The organism is Acetobacter aceti (assembly GCF_002005445.1).
GTDB lineage: Bacteria > Pseudomonadota > Alphaproteobacteria > Acetobacterales > Acetobacteraceae > Acetobacter > Acetobacter aceti_B.
This window is the reverse complement of record NZ_CP014692.1, coordinates 2117771-2133265: the sequence shown is the minus strand read 5'-3', so window position 1 is coordinate 2133265 and position 15495 is coordinate 2117771. Positions and strand designations below refer to the sequence as shown.

The 15495-nt window shown below is 60.9% G+C and carries 13 protein-coding genes; 8 read left to right on the top strand and 5 right to left on the bottom strand.

Going from position 1 to position 15495, the window contains the following annotated elements:
• Nucleotides 1-101 precede the first annotated feature (101 nt).
• From A0U92_RS09650 to A0U92_RS09625, 6 genes are all read left to right on the top strand, one after another.
• Complete coding sequence (locus A0U92_RS09650; protein WP_077813034.1) at nt 102-710, top strand: NTP transferase domain-containing protein; 609 nt, start codon at nt 102-104, stop codon at nt 708-710.
• Entirely contained in the window at nt 698-940 is a 243-nt protein-coding gene (locus A0U92_RS09645) for a MoaD/ThiS family protein (RefSeq protein WP_077813033.1), read from the top strand. Before A0U92_RS09650 ends, A0U92_RS09645 begins: the two co-directional genes overlap by 13 nt.
• The gene (locus A0U92_RS09640) at nt 937-1365 is read left to right on the top strand and encodes a molybdenum cofactor biosynthesis protein MoaE (RefSeq protein WP_077813032.1); all 429 of its coding nucleotides are present in this window, start codon (nt 937-939) and stop codon (nt 1363-1365) included. Before A0U92_RS09645 ends, A0U92_RS09640 begins: the two co-directional genes overlap by 4 nt.
• Nucleotides 1362-2168: a formate dehydrogenase accessory sulfurtransferase FdhD gene (fdhD, locus tag A0U92_RS09635; protein WP_077813031.1), complete on the top strand. Its 807-nt coding sequence runs from the start codon at nt 1362-1364 to the stop codon at nt 2166-2168. Before A0U92_RS09640 ends, fdhD begins: the two co-directional genes overlap by 4 nt.
• 314 nt (nt 2169-2482) lie before the next feature.
• Nucleotides 2483-2908, top strand: coding sequence for a hypothetical protein (locus A0U92_RS09630; RefSeq protein WP_236748075.1), 426 nt, complete (start codon nt 2483-2485; stop codon nt 2906-2908).
• 291 nt (nt 2909-3199) lie between these two features.
• Nucleotides 3200-3574, top strand: coding sequence for a hypothetical protein (locus A0U92_RS09625; RefSeq protein WP_408736081.1), 375 nt, complete (start codon nt 3200-3202; stop codon nt 3572-3574).
• A 75-nt stretch (nt 3575-3649) separates the two neighbouring features.
• On the opposite strand, the gene A0U92_RS09620 is transcribed toward A0U92_RS09625, so the two are convergent.
• The 5 genes from A0U92_RS09620 to A0U92_RS09600 all read right to left on the bottom strand — a co-directional run bounded on the left by A0U92_RS09620 (nt 3650) and on the right by A0U92_RS09600 (nt 8992).
• Nucleotides 3650-4567 (bottom strand): hemolysin family protein, encoded by a 918-nt coding sequence (locus tag A0U92_RS09620; RefSeq protein ID WP_077813028.1) that lies wholly within the window; start codon nt 4565-4567, stop codon nt 3650-3652.
• Complete coding sequence (gene ybeY / locus A0U92_RS09615) at nt 4564-5157, bottom strand: rRNA maturation RNase YbeY (protein ID WP_077813027.1); 594 nt, start codon at nt 5155-5157, stop codon at nt 4564-4566. The genes A0U92_RS09620 and ybeY overlap by 4 nt, the downstream gene beginning before the upstream one ends.
• Nucleotides 5138-6214, bottom strand: a complete 1077-nt coding sequence (locus A0U92_RS09610; protein ID WP_077813026.1) for a PhoH family protein — start codon at nt 6212-6214, stop codon at nt 5138-5140. Before A0U92_RS09610 ends, ybeY begins: the two co-directional genes overlap by 20 nt.
• 68 nt (nt 6215-6282) lie before the next feature.
• On the bottom strand, nt 6283-7623 hold the full coding sequence (gene miaB / locus A0U92_RS09605) for a tRNA (N6-isopentenyl adenosine(37)-C2)-methylthiotransferase MiaB (protein ID WP_236748361.1): 1341 nt from the start codon (nt 7621-7623) through the stop codon (nt 6283-6285).
• A gap of 310 nt (nt 7624-7933) precedes the next feature.
• Entirely contained in the window at nt 7934-8992 is a 1059-nt protein-coding gene (locus A0U92_RS09600; protein ID WP_077813024.1) for a lysophospholipid acyltransferase family protein, read from the bottom strand.
• Between the two features lie 174 nt (nt 8993-9166).
• Here A0U92_RS09600 and A0U92_RS09595 point away from each other — a divergent pair, with 174 nt between their 5' ends.
• Together A0U92_RS09595 and A0U92_RS09590 are read left to right on the top strand one after the other, a co-directional pair.
• Nucleotides 9167-11224, top strand: coding sequence for an autotransporter assembly complex protein TamA (locus tag A0U92_RS09595; protein ID WP_236748074.1), 2058 nt, complete (start codon nt 9167-9169; stop codon nt 11222-11224).
• Nucleotides 11224-15438, top strand: a complete 4215-nt coding sequence (locus A0U92_RS09590) for a translocation/assembly module TamB domain-containing protein (RefSeq protein ID WP_077813023.1) — start codon at nt 11224-11226, stop codon at nt 15436-15438. The genes A0U92_RS09595 and A0U92_RS09590 overlap by 1 nt, the downstream gene beginning before the upstream one ends.
• The last annotated feature ends 57 nt before the right edge of the window (nt 15439-15495 follow it).

The following is a 15495-nucleotide window of genomic DNA, read 5'->3' as shown; positions in this document are numbered from 1 at the left end:
GCCTGTCCTGATCCATGAGAAGGTGATCCGCGAGATATGTCTTGTCGGCATGCGCGGGGAAAACGCGATTTCGGCGATGCATTTTCTGTGACCGCATTACCATGAAGCCGCTCTACGGACTGGTTCTTGCTGGCGGTGTCAGCAGTCGCATGGGGCAGGACAAGGCGGCGCTTGTCTATGAAGGGCGTCCACAGCTTGATCGTGCGTTCAGCCTGCTTGCGCCGCGGGTTAGCCGCTGTTTCGTGTCCTTGCGGAAAGATCAGAAAACTGACGTTGTGAGAAGCATTTATCCGGGAATTGCCGACAGGTCTCAGGCAATCGGACCTGCTGCGGGTCTGCTCGCCGCTCATGAGGAATATCCTGATGTCGCGTGGCTGGCGCTGGCATGTGACCTGCCGTTTCTGGATGACGCTACGCTCGATGCGTTGATTGCGGCCCGACGGGAGGGATGCACGGCCGTCGCGTTCCGAAGTGAACATGACGGGCTGCCCGAACCCTTCTGCACCATCTGGGAGCCCGAAGCTCTGGAGATGTTATCTCGTCAGGTGGCGTCAGGCAGAGTCGCACCGCGTCAGGCGCTCATCAATGGCGTCATGGCGCTTTTGCCTGCATGCACACCCGGCGCGCTCGACAATATCAATACGCCCGAGGAACGGCGGCAGGCTGAACTCAGGCTTGCGGGCGGTCAGGACCAGACATGCCAAGAATAGAACTCGCATATTTCGCGCAACCGGGCGAGCAGCCCGGTCGTCGCGTCGAAACGAGGGCGACGTCCGTCAGCACGGCGGCGGCGCTTCATGAGGAACTTTGCGCGGCATACGGTTTTGCGCTTCCGGCTGGCCAGATCCGTGTGGCCGTGAACGCGGCATTCCGTCCCTGGAACCGGCGTCTCAAAGAGGGCGACCATGCTGTGTTCATCGCGCCGGTGAGCGGCGGATGACCCACTTCATGCTTGCCCACACGTCCGCCGATAGTGGCACCCTTCAGGAAATGCTTCTGAATCCCGGAGCGGTTGGCTTCTGTACGTCCGAGGGGTGGGTGCGGCAGACGAACGACGGCAGGCTCGTTTCCGCTATCGAGTATGAGGCGTTCGCCCCATTGGCCACATCCGAACGACAGGCCATTCTCAACAAGGCTCTAGCGCAGTGCGACATTACGGCAACCTGCACGATCCACAGGACCGGGCATCTGCCTGTCGATGATCTCGCCGTCTGGAACGGTGTCGCCGCTCCCCATCGTGATGCCGTCTTCAGGGGCTGCCATCACATCATCGAGGAGGCCAGGCGTCGGGTTTCGGGTCATCAGGGTGTGGACGTAACAGGCCGGCAGTGCCCATCCGATATCGTGGGGAAGCGCGGCCCATGACCCCCTTGTTTCATACAAGGAAAGTAACGAGCCTCGATCGCCCTGCGGAAGAGGTCGCCCTGAATATTGCCGATGAGGTGCCGGTCAAACTCGTCTTCAACGGAATTTTTCCATACGGCGTGATGATGCTGACGCCGGATCATCTGACAGATTTCGTATTTGGCTACTGCCTGACGGAACGCATTATCGAGAGACCTGAACAGATAAAGTCGGTCGTGGTGTCGGATGGCGAGGACGGTCCGATGCTTGATGTCTCGGTTTCGGGTGACTGCCTTTCAGAGCTGTTGCGGCGCAGACCCCGCGCCCAGACCGGGCATTCGGGCTGCGGCATCTGTGGCGGCGACGATGTGCCGTCCGTGGATATGACCGGGCAGTCACCTTTTCCGCTCACCACGACAATTACTTCGGCGGCGATCCGCCGGGCGCTGCATGACCTCGATCGCTGGCAGGAACTGAACGCTGCGACACACATGGTCCACGGAGCCGCCTGGGCGAGCAGGGAGGGGGAGATCCTTCTGATCCGGGAGGATATCGGCCGCCATAATGCACTTGACAAGCTGATCGGCGCCCGCATGTGCGGTGGTTCTCTTTCTGAGGATGGAATCTGTCTGCTGACCAGTCGCTATTCGTATGAAATGGCGCTCAAGACAGTGCGTGCGGGCATGATGACCGTGGTTGCTGTGTCGGCTCCTACAGAGCGGGCTTTCCGGCTTGCCGAGCGGATGAACCAGACGCTGATCGCAATCGCACGGCACGACAGGCAGTTCGTATTCTGTGGCGGGGCACGTCTGACAGGACGATGACAGCAGCGAATGGGGAAAGCTGTTGTGGCCGGGTTGGCGTGTGGCTGCCCCAAGGTGCTGGCGGGGCAAGATGAATATTCATCATCATTGCCCGTAATGCCGCAACAATGTCAGTCCGCGCCGCCTTTCCCGTTTCGAGGCGCCACATCGCCATATGAACAGGCTGGATGTGACGGTCCGGGCATTCGGGATAAGGTCCAGGCAGTCGGTCAACCCTGCATCGTTCCGGAAACCGGACTGTAAGAAAATCGACTCTGCCAGACCCGTTCATTATAGAAGCAACACTCTTCAACATGGTCTTCAAGGAGCGGTTTGTGCAGTGCGAATGGCGTAGGTCTTACGACAGGCTGGTTCCGATGCTGATCAAGGAACATTTCGGTGACCCGGGAGCCCTTACCCGGCAGTTTCCCTATATGAAATCGACGTTCCTATGGAGAGGCGACGATTTCATCCTCACACCGGAAGCGCTCGCCAACCCGAATAACAGGTATCACGGGCTTGAGCGGCTGGCCGAGGAGCATCAGCGGGCTGGTTCCTGGCGGCTTGCTGGTGAGTATTGGCTCATTGCGGCGGGTTGGCGTCGTAACATGATGGACGCCAGCAATGAACGCCATGAAGAAGCGCTGCAGTTTGCCTTGCGTCATGTCGAGTATAACAGGGCGATGGCTGAGTGGAAAAAGAAGAAGCTGGGCAGAAACGCCATGCCGTATCCCAGCCAGTTCGGGCTTTCAGACGACTGAAAGGTGAGACGTCTGAAAAAGCATATCAGCCTGTTGCAGCCAGTCCACGTTTAGAGCGCGGGAAAATGCTCGGTATGGTGCAGACGAAGGGAATGGCGGACCCGTCTCCTTTGTAGGGACGAGCTCGTTTTATGTGTCAAAAACGCGGTTTGAATACCCGTCATGTATCCAGATGAGTCAGATTATGCGTTGGAACATTCTAATCTCACTGTTTTTGCGGGTATCGGATGACACGTCACGCATTATCTGACGGACGGGCTGGGGCTGTATTGCCGTGAGCGGGGACGGAGCGTGATCGTTCAGGATTATCCCTGGTTCTGTGACATGCCGGAAGGGCTGCATTACATGCGGGAGGAGGAATTTCCCCGACCGTTTATCGAGAAGGGGATCGTCTTTATCCTTCCTGACAAACTGAAGAACTTTCGAAAAAATCTTTATCATGTGCGCAGGCGTCAGGACGATGACTCAGCGCTCTACGTTCCGCTGTTCCGGGCCAGATGCGTGCTGGAAAGCGAACCTCGTCCTGAAGGGATGTCCGGCCCGTTTCCTGTCTATCCCTTTTATACACGGGTAGCGCGTAACAGACGGCATTACCTCGACTATTACATGCTGTTCCTGTTTGCCGGTCAGTCCGATCTGGCGCGTTTTAGGAACCTGACGGCCTGAGCAGCCGTTATCCTGAAAGACCCCCTCTGTTCCACACTGAATCCGGGCTTCCGTGGAACAGGAGGTTTCGGGGTATTACGCGGCTGTTCCTGTTGCCGTCACAGGTTTTTCTTCTACCGGGCGACGCACGCGCACCTTGCGGATATGACGGGCGTCAGCATCCAGAACACGGAAAACGAAATCGTTTTCGTGATTGAAAACCTCACCGCGTGTCGGGACATGCCCTGCAAGACGGAAAACCAGACCACCAATGGTCTCGATCTCCGCTTCCCGCTCTGAGTCTGTCAGGATCGGACCGATCTGCTCCTCGAACGTCTCCACCGGACAGCGGGCGTCCACGTCGAAGGAGCTGTCGGGGCGTTCGACAATCAGAGCGACCGTGGGTTCGTCATGTTCATCCGAGATATCGCCGACAATCGTTTCGACCAGATCCTCGATGGTGACGAGACCGTCGATACCGCCATATTCGTCGATCACGAGCGCCAGATGGACCTGTCTCTGCCGCATCATCAGCAGCAGGTCGAGTACCGGCATCTGCGGTGCGATCATCAGCGGCTGACGAAGCAGAGTCTCCAGATTGAACGCCTCGCTGGTGCCGACATAGGCGATCAGATCCTTCACATGGATCATCCCGACAATATCGTCGAGCTGCCCGCGATAGACCGGCATGCGTGAGTGATTCTCACGCCGCATCATCGCCAGTGCGTCGTCGAGGCTGATATCGGCAGGCATCGCCACAATGTCCGCACGCGGCACCATCACGTCATCCGCGCTGGTTTCACGCAGACGCAGCACATTGGCGATCAGCGCCCGTTCCTGACGGTCCAGTTCCGGGGTTTCATCGCCGCTTTCGCCAGCGTCTGCCGCTTCCTGCACCAGTGCGGCGATGGAGTGCCGGACTCCCTGATCTTTCTTGCGTCCGAAGAGAGAGAGCAGACCCTTGCGAGGTTTCTGTGATCCGTTCGGACCGCTGGAATGGTCTGTGTCGCTCATGTCCGGGACTTCCACGGGTTGGGTAGGCCCATCATCGCCAGAACACGGACTTCTTCCATCTCCATACGTCGTGCATCGCCAGCTTCATGATGATCATGGCCGCTGAGATGGAGCACACCGTGGGCGATCAGGTGCGCCAGATGATGGGAGACAGGCTTTCTGGCGGCCCGTGCTTCCCGGCAGACGACACCCAGAGCAAGAATGATTTCTCCACCGGGGTAGCCGGGTGGCGGCTCGAATGTCAGGACGTTCGTTGGCTTGTTGCGTCCGCGATGACGCGCATTGAGCGTCTTCACAATCCTGTCCGAAGACAGGACGATCGTTTCCGGAAGCACAAGAGCCACTCCGGAGAAGCGACGCTCCATCCAGATGAGGCTGGCGTTGCTGGCGCGTCGGACCAGTCGTTCGACGTGGGGGACGACGGCGCGCCACCCCGCATCCTCGACAATGATCTCGGGACCATTGCCGTCCGTGTCGCTATCATCCTCCCACGGGATGGGAGGAAAGGGGAAGAGCCCCGCCCCGAAAGGGGAGGGCTCGCCGTCCGCCACGCTCTGGTGAGCGTAGCTGTCAGTACTTGGCGGTTCCATTGTGCTCCCGGCGGAATCTGTTGTTGCGGGAGGTCTCCCGTTCCACCGTCTTCTTGTCATCATACGCATCAACAATGCGCGCGACCAGTCTGTGCCGCACAACGTCTCTCGCGTCAAAGCGATTGACGGCGATACCCTGCACGCCTTCCAGTGTATCGAGGGCGTCCTGCAATCCGGAAGTCGTGCCGGACGGCAGGTCAACCTGACTGAGATCGCCGGTCACGACCATGCGGGTGCCGTTGCCCATACGGGTCAGGAACATCTTCATCTGAGCGGGCGTGGTGTTCTGTGCTTCGTCGAGAATCACGTAGGCGTGCGCCAGTGTACGGCCACGCATGAAGGCGAGGGGCGCGACCTCGATGTCGCCGGTCGCCATGCGCCGGGTCACCTGATCGCCGGGCATCATGTCATGCAGCGCGTCGTAGAGCGGGCGCAGATAGGGGTCGATCTTTTCCTTCAGGTCGCCCGGCAGGAAGCCCAGCCGCTCGCCGGCTTCGACGGCAGGCCGTGAGAGGATGATCCGATCCACCTGACCGGATTGCAGCATGGCCACCGCCTGCGCCACTGCGAGGTAGGTCTTGCCGGTTCCGGCAGGACCGACGCCGAACACCATCTCGTTGCGCGCCAGCATCTCCATATAGGCGGCCTGACCCGGCGAGCGCGGCTCGATGGCGCCCCGGCGGGTTCGGATGGCCGGGAGATCATTGATCATCAGTCGTGGGCCGTTCGGTTTCGTCTCGACTTCGCTGGCGGCTTCCGGCGTCTGACCGGGCACCTGATCGCGCAGGGCTGCGTGAATGTCGGAGAGACGGATGGCGGCGTCGATCTCATCCGTATTGATCGGCGTGCCGCGTTCCAGCTTGCGGTAGAGGGTCGTCAGCGCGGAATGCGCCAGCGCCGTACGTCCCGGTTCACCAACAATCGCAATCCGGTTGCCCTTGCAGGCAATGCGCACTCCCAGAGCTTCCGCCATGTGACGCAGATGCCGGTCGTGGTCGCCGACCAGTTGCGCCAGAAGGGCGTTATCTCCGAACTGAAGGGTTGTCGTGCGCGACATGTCCCTTGCTGGAGAGGGGGAGGAGCCCTTGTGACGGGGCTGGGAGGTTCCGGGTGCGATGGGCTGGGTCAAGCGGGCATACACTCCTCGACAAGCGTTCCGACCAGCGAGTTGCTGCGTCGTTCTGTGATCAGGACAGGAACCGTCCTGCCGACCAGATCATCCGGTCCATCGACATGAACCGGCTGAAGCCATGGGGACCGGCCGACCATCTGGCCCGGCTTCCGGCCCCGACCTGTAAACAGGACCGGCGCGACAACATCCACAACGGCGTCGTTGAAGGAGTCCTGTTGTTCGCGCAGCAGCGCCTGCAATGCCTGAAGACGCTCATCCTTGACGGCTTCCGCTACCTGCAACGGCGCGCCAGCCGCCGGAGTTCCCGGCCGGATCGAATATTTGAACGAGTAGGCCAGAGCGAACCCGACATCGCGGATAAGCTGCATGGTCGCCTCGAAATCCTCGTCGGTTTCACCCGGATGTCCGACAATGAAATCGGAGGACAGGGCCAGATCCGGACGCACCTGCCGGAGACGCTCAACGAGACGACGATATTCGTCCGCCGTATGGCCCCGGTTCATCGCCTTGAGAATCTTGTCCGAACCGGCCTGCACGGGCAGATGCAGGAATGGCATCAGCGCTGGCAGGTCACGATGGGCCATGATCAGGTCATCGCCCATGTCGCGCGGGTGGGAGGTCATGTAGCGGATACGCTCCAGACCCGGAATCTCCGCCAGCGCATAGGCCAGCCGGGCGAGGCTCCATGCGCCGCCGTCCGGACCTTCACCATGATAGGCATTGACGTTCTGCCCGAGCAGGGTCAGTTCGCGCACGCCGCTGGCGACCATGCGCCGGGCTTCCGCGAGAACGGAGGCGACGGGACGGCTGGCTTCCGCGCCGCGCGTGTAAGGCACCACGCAGAACGAGCAGAACTTGTCACAGCCTTCCTGCACCGTGAGGAAGGCTGTGACATTGCCTGCGGTCTGTGGCGCTTCGCTGTCGGGCAGAAAGTCGAACTTCTGCTCGGCAGGAAAATCCGTGTCGATGACCGAACCACCGGCGCGGGCGGCGCGGGCGACCATCTCCGGCAGGCGGTGATAGGTCTGCGGGCCGAGCACGATGTCCACATAGGGCGCGCGTTTGAGGATCTGCTCGCCCTCGGCCTGTGCGACACAGCCCGCCACAGCCAGAACAGTCTGCCGACCTTCCGTGCTGCGCTCCTCCTTGATGTGCCGGAGCCTTCCCAGTTCGGAAAACACCTTTTCGGCGGCCCGGTCACGGATGTGGCAGGTGTTGAGAATGATCATGTCCGCCTGTGCGGGATCATCCACCGGCGCATAGCCGAGCGGACGCAGGACATCGGTCATGCGGGCGCTGTCATACACGTTCATCTGACAGCCCCACGTGATCATGTGCAGGCCACGGGTGTTGGGGCGGACGTCGGACGCGTTGGCGCTATGGGGTTTGATGGAGAAATCAGTCGTCACAGTTCAGGCTCGTTCCGGCACGCCGCCGGACCATTCCGCGCGACGGAGGGAGGAATCCTGAATGCGGGCGTCCGGGTCAAGGGCAGAAGCTCATGACGCCGGTTTGGCCGGCTGAAGAAGCAGAAGAAGTGCGAAAGGCAATCAAGCCATGAACCTCTCTTCACGCTGGGGACTGTCGCCAGAGCTGCTCCGGCCAACCTTCAGTCTCCATCAGGCGAAAGATACAAAGAGTTTGTCAAGAAAACCTTTTGTTTTCACGGCTCCGTGATGGTTGTGCAGGCCCATGGAGTTTCGCCTGCCATTCAGGCGCATCGGGTTCGTCATTCTGACGAAGACGGGCGGCGCCTTCTGTCACGGCACGCCATGCCGCCTGCGCCAGCGCCTTGCGACTCGGGAAGTCCTCGGGATCGAGGGGAGGGTGCAGCAGAACGGTGGCGCGCATGGATTTCCGTTTCACCAACTGCCAGACGTGAGGACCGAGATCCATGTCGCCATACCAGGAAAATACGGTCCGGCGAGCCTTTCCGATCCGAAACCCGTCGAGTCTGTCATAAACCACGGAAACTGGCTGGATCAGTGGCGTCATGCCCGGTCGAAAATCAGGCAGAATCTGCGAGGCGTCGGATTCCCGCAGGCGAGGCGGCTTCGCAATGGCGAAAAAGGCTGACATGAACGGGAGAACGCGCGATCCATCAGAGGAGGTGCCTTCCGGAAACAGCACCAGATTGTCGCCTCCGGCCAGCCGGGACGTCATCTCGTCGCGTTCACGACCCGTGGTGTTGCGTTGCCGGCTGACGAAAATGGTGCGCCCGATCCTGGAGATCAGCCCCATGACGGGCCAGTGTTCAATATCTCCCTTGGCGACAAAGACGGAGGGAAGAATTGTGCCGAGGACCAGTACGTCGATCCAGCTCGAATGGTTCGAAATATAGATGATCGGCCGTTCGCCGCGCTCACGGGATTTTGGTCCCGTAACCTTGCCCGCCTTGCGTCCGATGACATTGATCTTCAGGGACAGCAGGCGGCACAGGCCGCCCCAGATCACCCGTGTCCAGCGGACCTTGGAGTTGCCGGGCACTATCAGAAGCACAGCCTCGAACCCGACGGATAACGGCACCCATGTTGCGATGGCGAGCAGTCTGGCGACACCGCGGATGCGTCGGAACAGACTGCGCTGCGCCTGTTTCCGCTCTTTCGCGTCGATCCGGTCCAGCTCGGCGGCGTCGATCCGGAACGGCGGGCCGCGTCTTTTCAGATGGGGCAGGTCAGAGGAAAGTTTAGCGGCGGCGCGCATACGCCTCTCCGTAAGGGAGGGAAAGAAGGATCATTGAATGCATCCCTTTTCATACCCCCAAATTACGAATTTCGACAACGGATGAGCCGCAAACCCCAAAAACGACATGGATCCTCGTAAAAAAAGGCCGCATTCATCTCGTCTGCTGAGGAAATTCTTGTCATTAAGAGTCCGATGTCCGCCTTCGTCACCACCCCGACACCTCCGTACGCCCACGACAAGAAGACGTGCGGTCAGGGGAAGCATAGCGCCGTCAGACGCCGTCGGCTGTGTGACGGCAGGACGTGGCGCACTGTCATATCTGTTTTCGTTGTCCTTCTGAGCGCAGGCCAACCCTCTCTGGCTGCCAGTGACGAGGCGAAAAAGCACAAGGTGAAGACCCCGGAACCTGTAGGGCCGACAGTTTCCTACACGACGAAAATCAACCCGACCGGCACTGCCGATGTCGATTCTGTCCTGACATCTTCCTCTGACCTGCTGAATCTCCAGAAGACCCATGCGGTCGGCCCCTTCGCGCTCGCAGGACGGATCAGGAACGAATACGCCCGTCTGAATACGGCCCTCGAGAGCTTTGGTTTTTACGACGGCAGGATCACCATTACAGTGGACCGTCCGAAAGGCGCCACTGTTCCCCCGCAGATTTCCATGGACGGACAGGATGTCGGTCTGCCTCTGTGGTTGGCGTCCATGCCGTCAGGACAGGTCCTTTCCATCAGGATCAGTGCGAAGACAGGTCCGCTCTTTCATGTTGGTTCCATCAAGCTTGTCGAGCCGGAAAGCAGGAAACCGGTTTCTCTTTCCGAAAGCGAGCAGAAGGCCTTCGGGATGAAACCCGGTAAGCCTGCGGTCGCAACCGACGTGCTGGAAGCCGCCAGCCGGCTGAATGATACGCTCAGGGAAGAAGGCCATCCGCTTGCCAGGGTTGATGTGCCGACCGCCTGGCTTCAGCCCGGTTCAAGAACGCTTGATCTGATGTATCCCGTCACCATCGGGCCAAAAGCGGATATCGGAAAGATCACGCTGAACGGGCTCGATTACACCAACCCCCGATTTGTCCATAAACGTCTGACGATTGCGTCTGGGCAGCTCTACCAGCCTTCCAGAATTGAAGACGCCCGGCAGGATCTGGCGTCACTCGGAATCTTCTCGACGGTGGGCGTGAAGGATGCGCCGAAGCTGGCGCCCGACGGAAGCATGCCGCTGGCGTTCAGTTTCAAGGAAGCCAAGCGTCATACAGTGGGAGCCGAAGCCGGCTATTCCACTGATCTCGGTGGCCGCGTCGGCGCGTCCTGGACGCATCACAATCTTTTCGGGAACGCCGAACGCCTGAAACTCACGGCGCTGGTCACGGGTGTCGGGGGAACGGCCCAGCAGGGGCTTGGCTATGATGTTTATGCCGATCTCTTCAAGCCTGATTTCCCCGGCCGCCGTCAGAACGCCAGTTTCAGAATCGAAGGGATTCGTCAGCTTTTCTATTCCTACCGCCAGACCGCCATCATTCTGAGGGGAGGTATCGTCCGGCAGCTCAGCAAACGCTGGAACGTGTCCTACGGGATTGCGGCAGAGCAGGAAAAGATCGAGCAGTTCGGCGTGAGCCGCGCCTATTCCCTCATCTTCGCGCCGCTCAGCGCCAACTATGACACCACGGATCTTCCTTCTCCGCTCGACCCGGCGACTCATGGTGTCCGCCTGTCCCTGAGCGTCACACCGTCAGCCTCCTTCAATCACGGAACGCGCTTCTTTGCCCTGCTGCAGGCCAATGCCTCGACCTATTTCGATCTTGCAAGGCTGGGCCTGACACAACCAGGACGCAGCGTCTTCGCATTCCGGGGAATCGTGGGCAGCGTGCAGGGGGCTTCCACCTACGACATCCCTCCCGATCAGCGCCTGTATGGCGGCGGCACGGCGACCATCCGTGGCTTCCGTTATCAGGGGGTCGGTCCGCAGTTCGCCAACTCCAAATATGCGATCGGTGGCACGTCTCTGGATGCAGGTACGGTCGAGTTCCGCCAGCGGTTTTTCAAAAGCTGGGGAGCCGCCGCTTTCATGGATGCCGGACAGGTGGGGTCGGGGAGCGCGCCGTTTACCGGCACGGTGCGGGTCGGCGCTGGCGGAGGCGCGCGGTATTTCACGCCCATCGGTCCGGTGCGGATTGACGTGGCTGTGCCCCTCAACCGTCAGCAGCGTGGCGACCGGTGGGAACTCTATATCGGTCTGGGAGAAACCTTCTGATGTCCGCGAAGACACCTGATACTCCCCCCGAAAACCCCTCGATGCCTTCAGGGCGCCGCCGCTCCCTTGGACGGCGTATCGCCAGAGGCGGCGGGATCGCAGCCGCCTCCGTTGCGGGTCTCGCCGTGCTGGTCGTGGGCGTTGTCCTTGTTGGCGCGAATATTGATCCCGGACGGCGTTTCATCGAGCGGGAAGCAACGTCGCTGACCGGCAACACGGTTGTGGTGACAGGGCTGCACGGACGGTTTCCTGACGCGCTGAAAATCACGCGTATCGAACTGCGTGATACCAAAGGCATATGGCTCACCATCGATAATCTGCGCCTCGACTGGTCGCCGCTCCGCATGGTCGGCCGCACCTTGCATGTCGACACGCTCAGCTTCGACCGGCTGGCTCTGCCACGTCTGCCGGTTAGCGACAGCTCCACAGCCACGGCAGCCTCCAGCGGCCCGACCAGAACCGGGCTCGGGATCGACATCCGAACGGTTGATGCAAAGCGGATCGAAATTGGTGCGCCCATCGCAGGAGTGGCGGCGGCATTCTCCCTGCAAGGTCACGCAGCCGCTCCGGAACTTGATGCGCTGATCAACGGACTTTCCTTCAAGGATCTTCCTGAGGCCGATATTCTGGTCGATCTGAAGCGTCTCGACGCAGAAGGGGCGGTGAAAGTTGCGGCAAAGACCGAACCGCACTCACTGGCGCTCGACCTGACAGCTCATGACGGCAAGGACGGCATCGTCGCGGGGCTGAGCAGGATGCCGGAGATCACGCCGGTCTCCCTGACCCTGCATCTCGCTGGTCCCACGGAGGCTGCCGCTCTCGATTTCGGCGCGCAGGCAGGCAGCATCACCAGCACGGTGAAGGGCAAGCTCAACCTCATCGCCAGTAAGGCTGATGTCGCGGCAGTTCTCAATGCACCCACCATGTCGCTCAGCGACAATATCGGCTGGCAGTCCATTGCTCTCGCGGCCAAGCTGAGCGGCCCCTATACCGCACCCTCCGGAGCCGGAACGCTGACAGTAAAGCAGCTTGCGGCAGGCGGGGCGCAGGTCGGGTCTCTTGATGCCAGTTTTGACGGAATAGGGCAGGGCGAGTTTCTCGATCAGCTGCATCTGCACGCGGTCGCGTCCGGAGTGCGGATTCCCGGCGGCTCGCCAACCTTGCTGGCCAGCGCGCCCTTGCAACTGGACGCCACATACGCGCCCAGCACACCGGCCGCACAGGTGGCGCTGGCGCTGACGCACCCACTGCTTCAGCTCAACGCGCAGTCCGACACGAAGCCCGCCATCAAGGGGAATGCGACCCTCAACCTGCCTGATCTCGCTCCCCTCGCGGCGGCGGGCGGGCAGAAGCTGGAAGGACACGCCGACCTTGCCGCGAGCTTCGCATTGCCGGAAGCCTCCGGTGACACGACGACGGTGGCTCTGACCGGCAATATCGCCGCGCTTAAAGGGCTGGAACAGGCGGTCGGACTGATCGGTCCGACTGGCAGGCTGGCGGCTCATGCGATCCTCACCAAGAAGGATGACGGGCAGGCCATTCATCTCGATACGTTCACTCTCGATGGACGCACGCTGCATCTCACAGCCAACGCCACGGCGCATACAAAAAATAGCAAGACCACGCTGGATGCCGCACAGACCAGTCTGTCGCTGACAGATCTGTCAGCGGCGGCGAAGATGCTGCGTGGCGCAGCGGAACTTGATCTCGACGCCTCCGGACCAACGGATGATCTTTCGGCGAAAGCGCATCTCGCCAGTGACTTCGGCACGGCTACAATGCCGCGCGGTCCGATTACACTCGACCTTGTCGCCGACCATCTGCCAACCGCCCCGACAGCGCATCTGACCGCAGGAGGCACGCTCGATAAAGCGCCTCTGAACGTCGATCTTGCGGCAGCGCAGGACAAGGATGGCGACCGGACCCTGAAAATCACCAGACTGGACTGGAACAGCGTGCATGGGGACGGCGCGCTGGAACTGCCTGCCAAACGCAAGATTCCGCTCGGCACATTCGATCTGAAAGTGGCCAGACTGGCGGATCTGAAAAACCTGATTGGCCAGCCTGTCAGCGGCACACTCGCGGCCTCGCTGAAAAGCACGGCGGCCACGGACAGCAGCCCGCTGAAAGCCGCGATCAACGTAACCGGCGATGTGGCGATGATGCCCTATCGCATCGGTGCCCTGAAACTGACCGGCTTCGTCAATGATCCCGAAGGATCGCCCAGCGCGGACCTGTCCCTGCAACTCGACAGGGTTGCCGCGCCCTCCATTGCAGGCGGTCTGCGAGCGACGGTGAAAGGGCCACAGAACGCAATTGCCGTTGATGCAAACGGTCGGTTTTCCGAACTGTATGGCGCTCCGGCGGCGCTCGAACTCGCTGCTGTAGCCGATATTCCGGATCAGAGCGTACGTGTCAGCCGTCTGACGGCCAACGCCAGGGGCGAATCCCTGAAGCTTGAAGCGCCCGTCAAGGTTTCCTACGGCAAGACGCTGGGTGTTGACCGGCTTCGCGCCACGGTCGCGCCGCCGGGCGTAGCTCCGGCCAGCATCGACATTGCCGGCACAGCCAAACCCGCGCTGAATCTGACAGGTACGATCAGGAACGTCACTCCTGCGCTGGCCAAGCCATTCGCACCTGACCTGCGCGCAACCGGCACCCTGTCCGCTGACGCCAGGGTGACGGGCACGCTCGCCGCGCCCCGTGGCACCGTGCGTCTCGACGGTCACGGCCTGCGGATGATGTCGGGCGACGCTGCCTCGCTGCCTCCCGCTGAAATCGCGGCAACGGCCGATCTGGCAGGCGCGACCGCCCGTCTGAATGCTCACGCCGGCGCGGGTCCGAAGGTCAGTCTTTCGGCGGACGGCACCGTGCCGACTTCCAGAACCGGACCGATCAATCTGCATACACGTGGGAATCTGGACCTGTCCCTCGCCAACGCCATGCTGGGAGCAAGCGGACGACAGGCGCTGGGGCAGGTCAATTTCGACATGACCGTGGGCGGCACGGCTGCGCGTCCGGCCGCCCGAGGTTCCCTGACGCTGCATAAGGGCGATATTCAGGACTTCTCGCAGGGACTGCATCTTTCGGATATCGAGGCGACTGTACTGGCGGAGAACGAACGGCTGGTCATCCAGTCCTTCACCGCTCGGGCCGGAAAAGGCACGATGGCTTTGAACGGCACGGTGGGCGTGTTCACACCGGGCATGCCGGTCGATCTGCATCTGACCGCGAGCAAGGCCCAGCCCGTCGCCAGTGATCTGCTGACGGCTCTTATGGACGCTGACATTACGGTCAGAGGGCAGGCTGATACACGCATCGACGTGGTGGGCGGGATCAGACTGCCTCATGTGGAAATCAATATTCCCAATTCCATGCCAAGTTCGGTCGCCACGCTGAATGTGATCCGTCCCGGCGACAAACCTGCCGAAACCGGGAAGAAAGCCACCGAACGGGTCATCGGGCTGGACCTGAAACTGATCTCGCCGGGTGAGTTTTTCGTGCGTGGCCATGGTCTGGACGCTGAGATGGCCGGTCTTCTCAGCGTCAAGGGAACGGCCAGCCAGCCGGTCGTGGAAGGCGGCTTCAACATGAAGCGCGGCCTGTTCAGTCTTGGCGGTATCACGCTGAACTTTACAAAAGGCCGTGTCGGGTTTGATGGTACCGGCGTCTCCCACAAGCTCGATCCGACACTGGAATTTGTCGCCGAACGCAATGTCAGTGGCCAGACAGCCATGCTGAAAGTCGGCGGTTACGCCAGTGATCCGAAGATCACTTTTGAATCCATTCCTTCCCTGCCGCAGGATCAGGTTCTGGCGATGCTGCTGTTCGGCACGGACTCGCATTCCCTGTCCACCACGCAGATGGCCGAACTCGGCGCGGCTCTGGCGACCATCGCAGGAGGCTCGAGCTTTGACCCGCTTGGAACCGTCCGCAAAACCCTCGGTCTGGATCGTCTGGCCCTCGGCGGTGGCTCAGGCGTGGGTAATGGCGGGGCAAGTGTCGAGGCTGGCAAGTACGTGATGAAGGGCGTCTATGTTGGCGCGAAACAGGCGACTTCCGGCAGCGGCACGCAGGCGCAGGTGCAGGTCGATCTGACCAGACACCTGAAACTCAATACGACGGTCGGCACAGGCGGAAACGTGACAGGGTTCACCACGCCGGAAAACGATCCGGGGAGCAGTGTGGGGCTGTTATGGCAGTATCGGTATTGAGGGATGGCGCTTTGGGGGGAGTGGAATGTCCGGTTGGGGTGTAGAGCTCAAAATGCC

Excerpts from the sequence above, each read along its gene's own strand:
- A0U92_RS09595 (WP_236748074.1), top strand. The coding sequence starts at position 9,167 with ATGTCCGCCTTCGTCACCACCCCGACACCTCCGTACGCCCACGACAAG.
- A0U92_RS09650 (WP_077813034.1), top strand. The coding sequence starts at position 102 with ATGAAGCCGCTCTACGGACTGGTTCTTGCTGGCGGTGTCAGCAGTCGC.
- A0U92_RS09590 (WP_077813023.1), top strand. The coding sequence starts at position 11,224 with ATGTCCGCGAAGACACCTGATACTCCCCCCGAAAACCCCTCGATGCCT.
- fdhD (WP_077813031.1), top strand. The coding sequence starts at position 1,362 with ATGACCCCCTTGTTTCATACAAGGAAAGTAACGAGCCTCGATCGCCCT.
- A0U92_RS09640 (WP_077813032.1), top strand. The coding sequence starts at position 937 with ATGACCCACTTCATGCTTGCCCACACGTCCGCCGATAGTGGCACCCTT.
- A0U92_RS09645 (WP_077813033.1), top strand. The coding sequence starts at position 698 with ATGCCAAGAATAGAACTCGCATATTTCGCGCAACCGGGCGAGCAGCCC.
- miaB (WP_236748361.1), bottom strand. The coding sequence starts at position 7,623 with ATGATCACGTGGGGCTGTCAGATGAACGTGTATGACAGCGCCCGCATG.
- A0U92_RS09620 (WP_077813028.1), bottom strand. The coding sequence starts at position 4,567 with ATGAGCGACACAGACCATTCCAGCGGTCCGAACGGATCACAGAAACCT.
- A0U92_RS09610 (WP_077813026.1), bottom strand. The coding sequence starts at position 6,214 with ATGTCGCGCACGACAACCCTTCAGTTCGGAGATAACGCCCTTCTGGCG.
- A0U92_RS09600 (WP_077813024.1), bottom strand. The coding sequence starts at position 8,992 with ATGCGCGCCGCCGCTAAACTTTCCTCTGACCTGCCCCATCTGAAAAGA.
- ybeY (WP_077813027.1), bottom strand. The coding sequence starts at position 5,157 with ATGGAACCGCCAAGTACTGACAGCTACGCTCACCAGAGCGTGGCGGAC.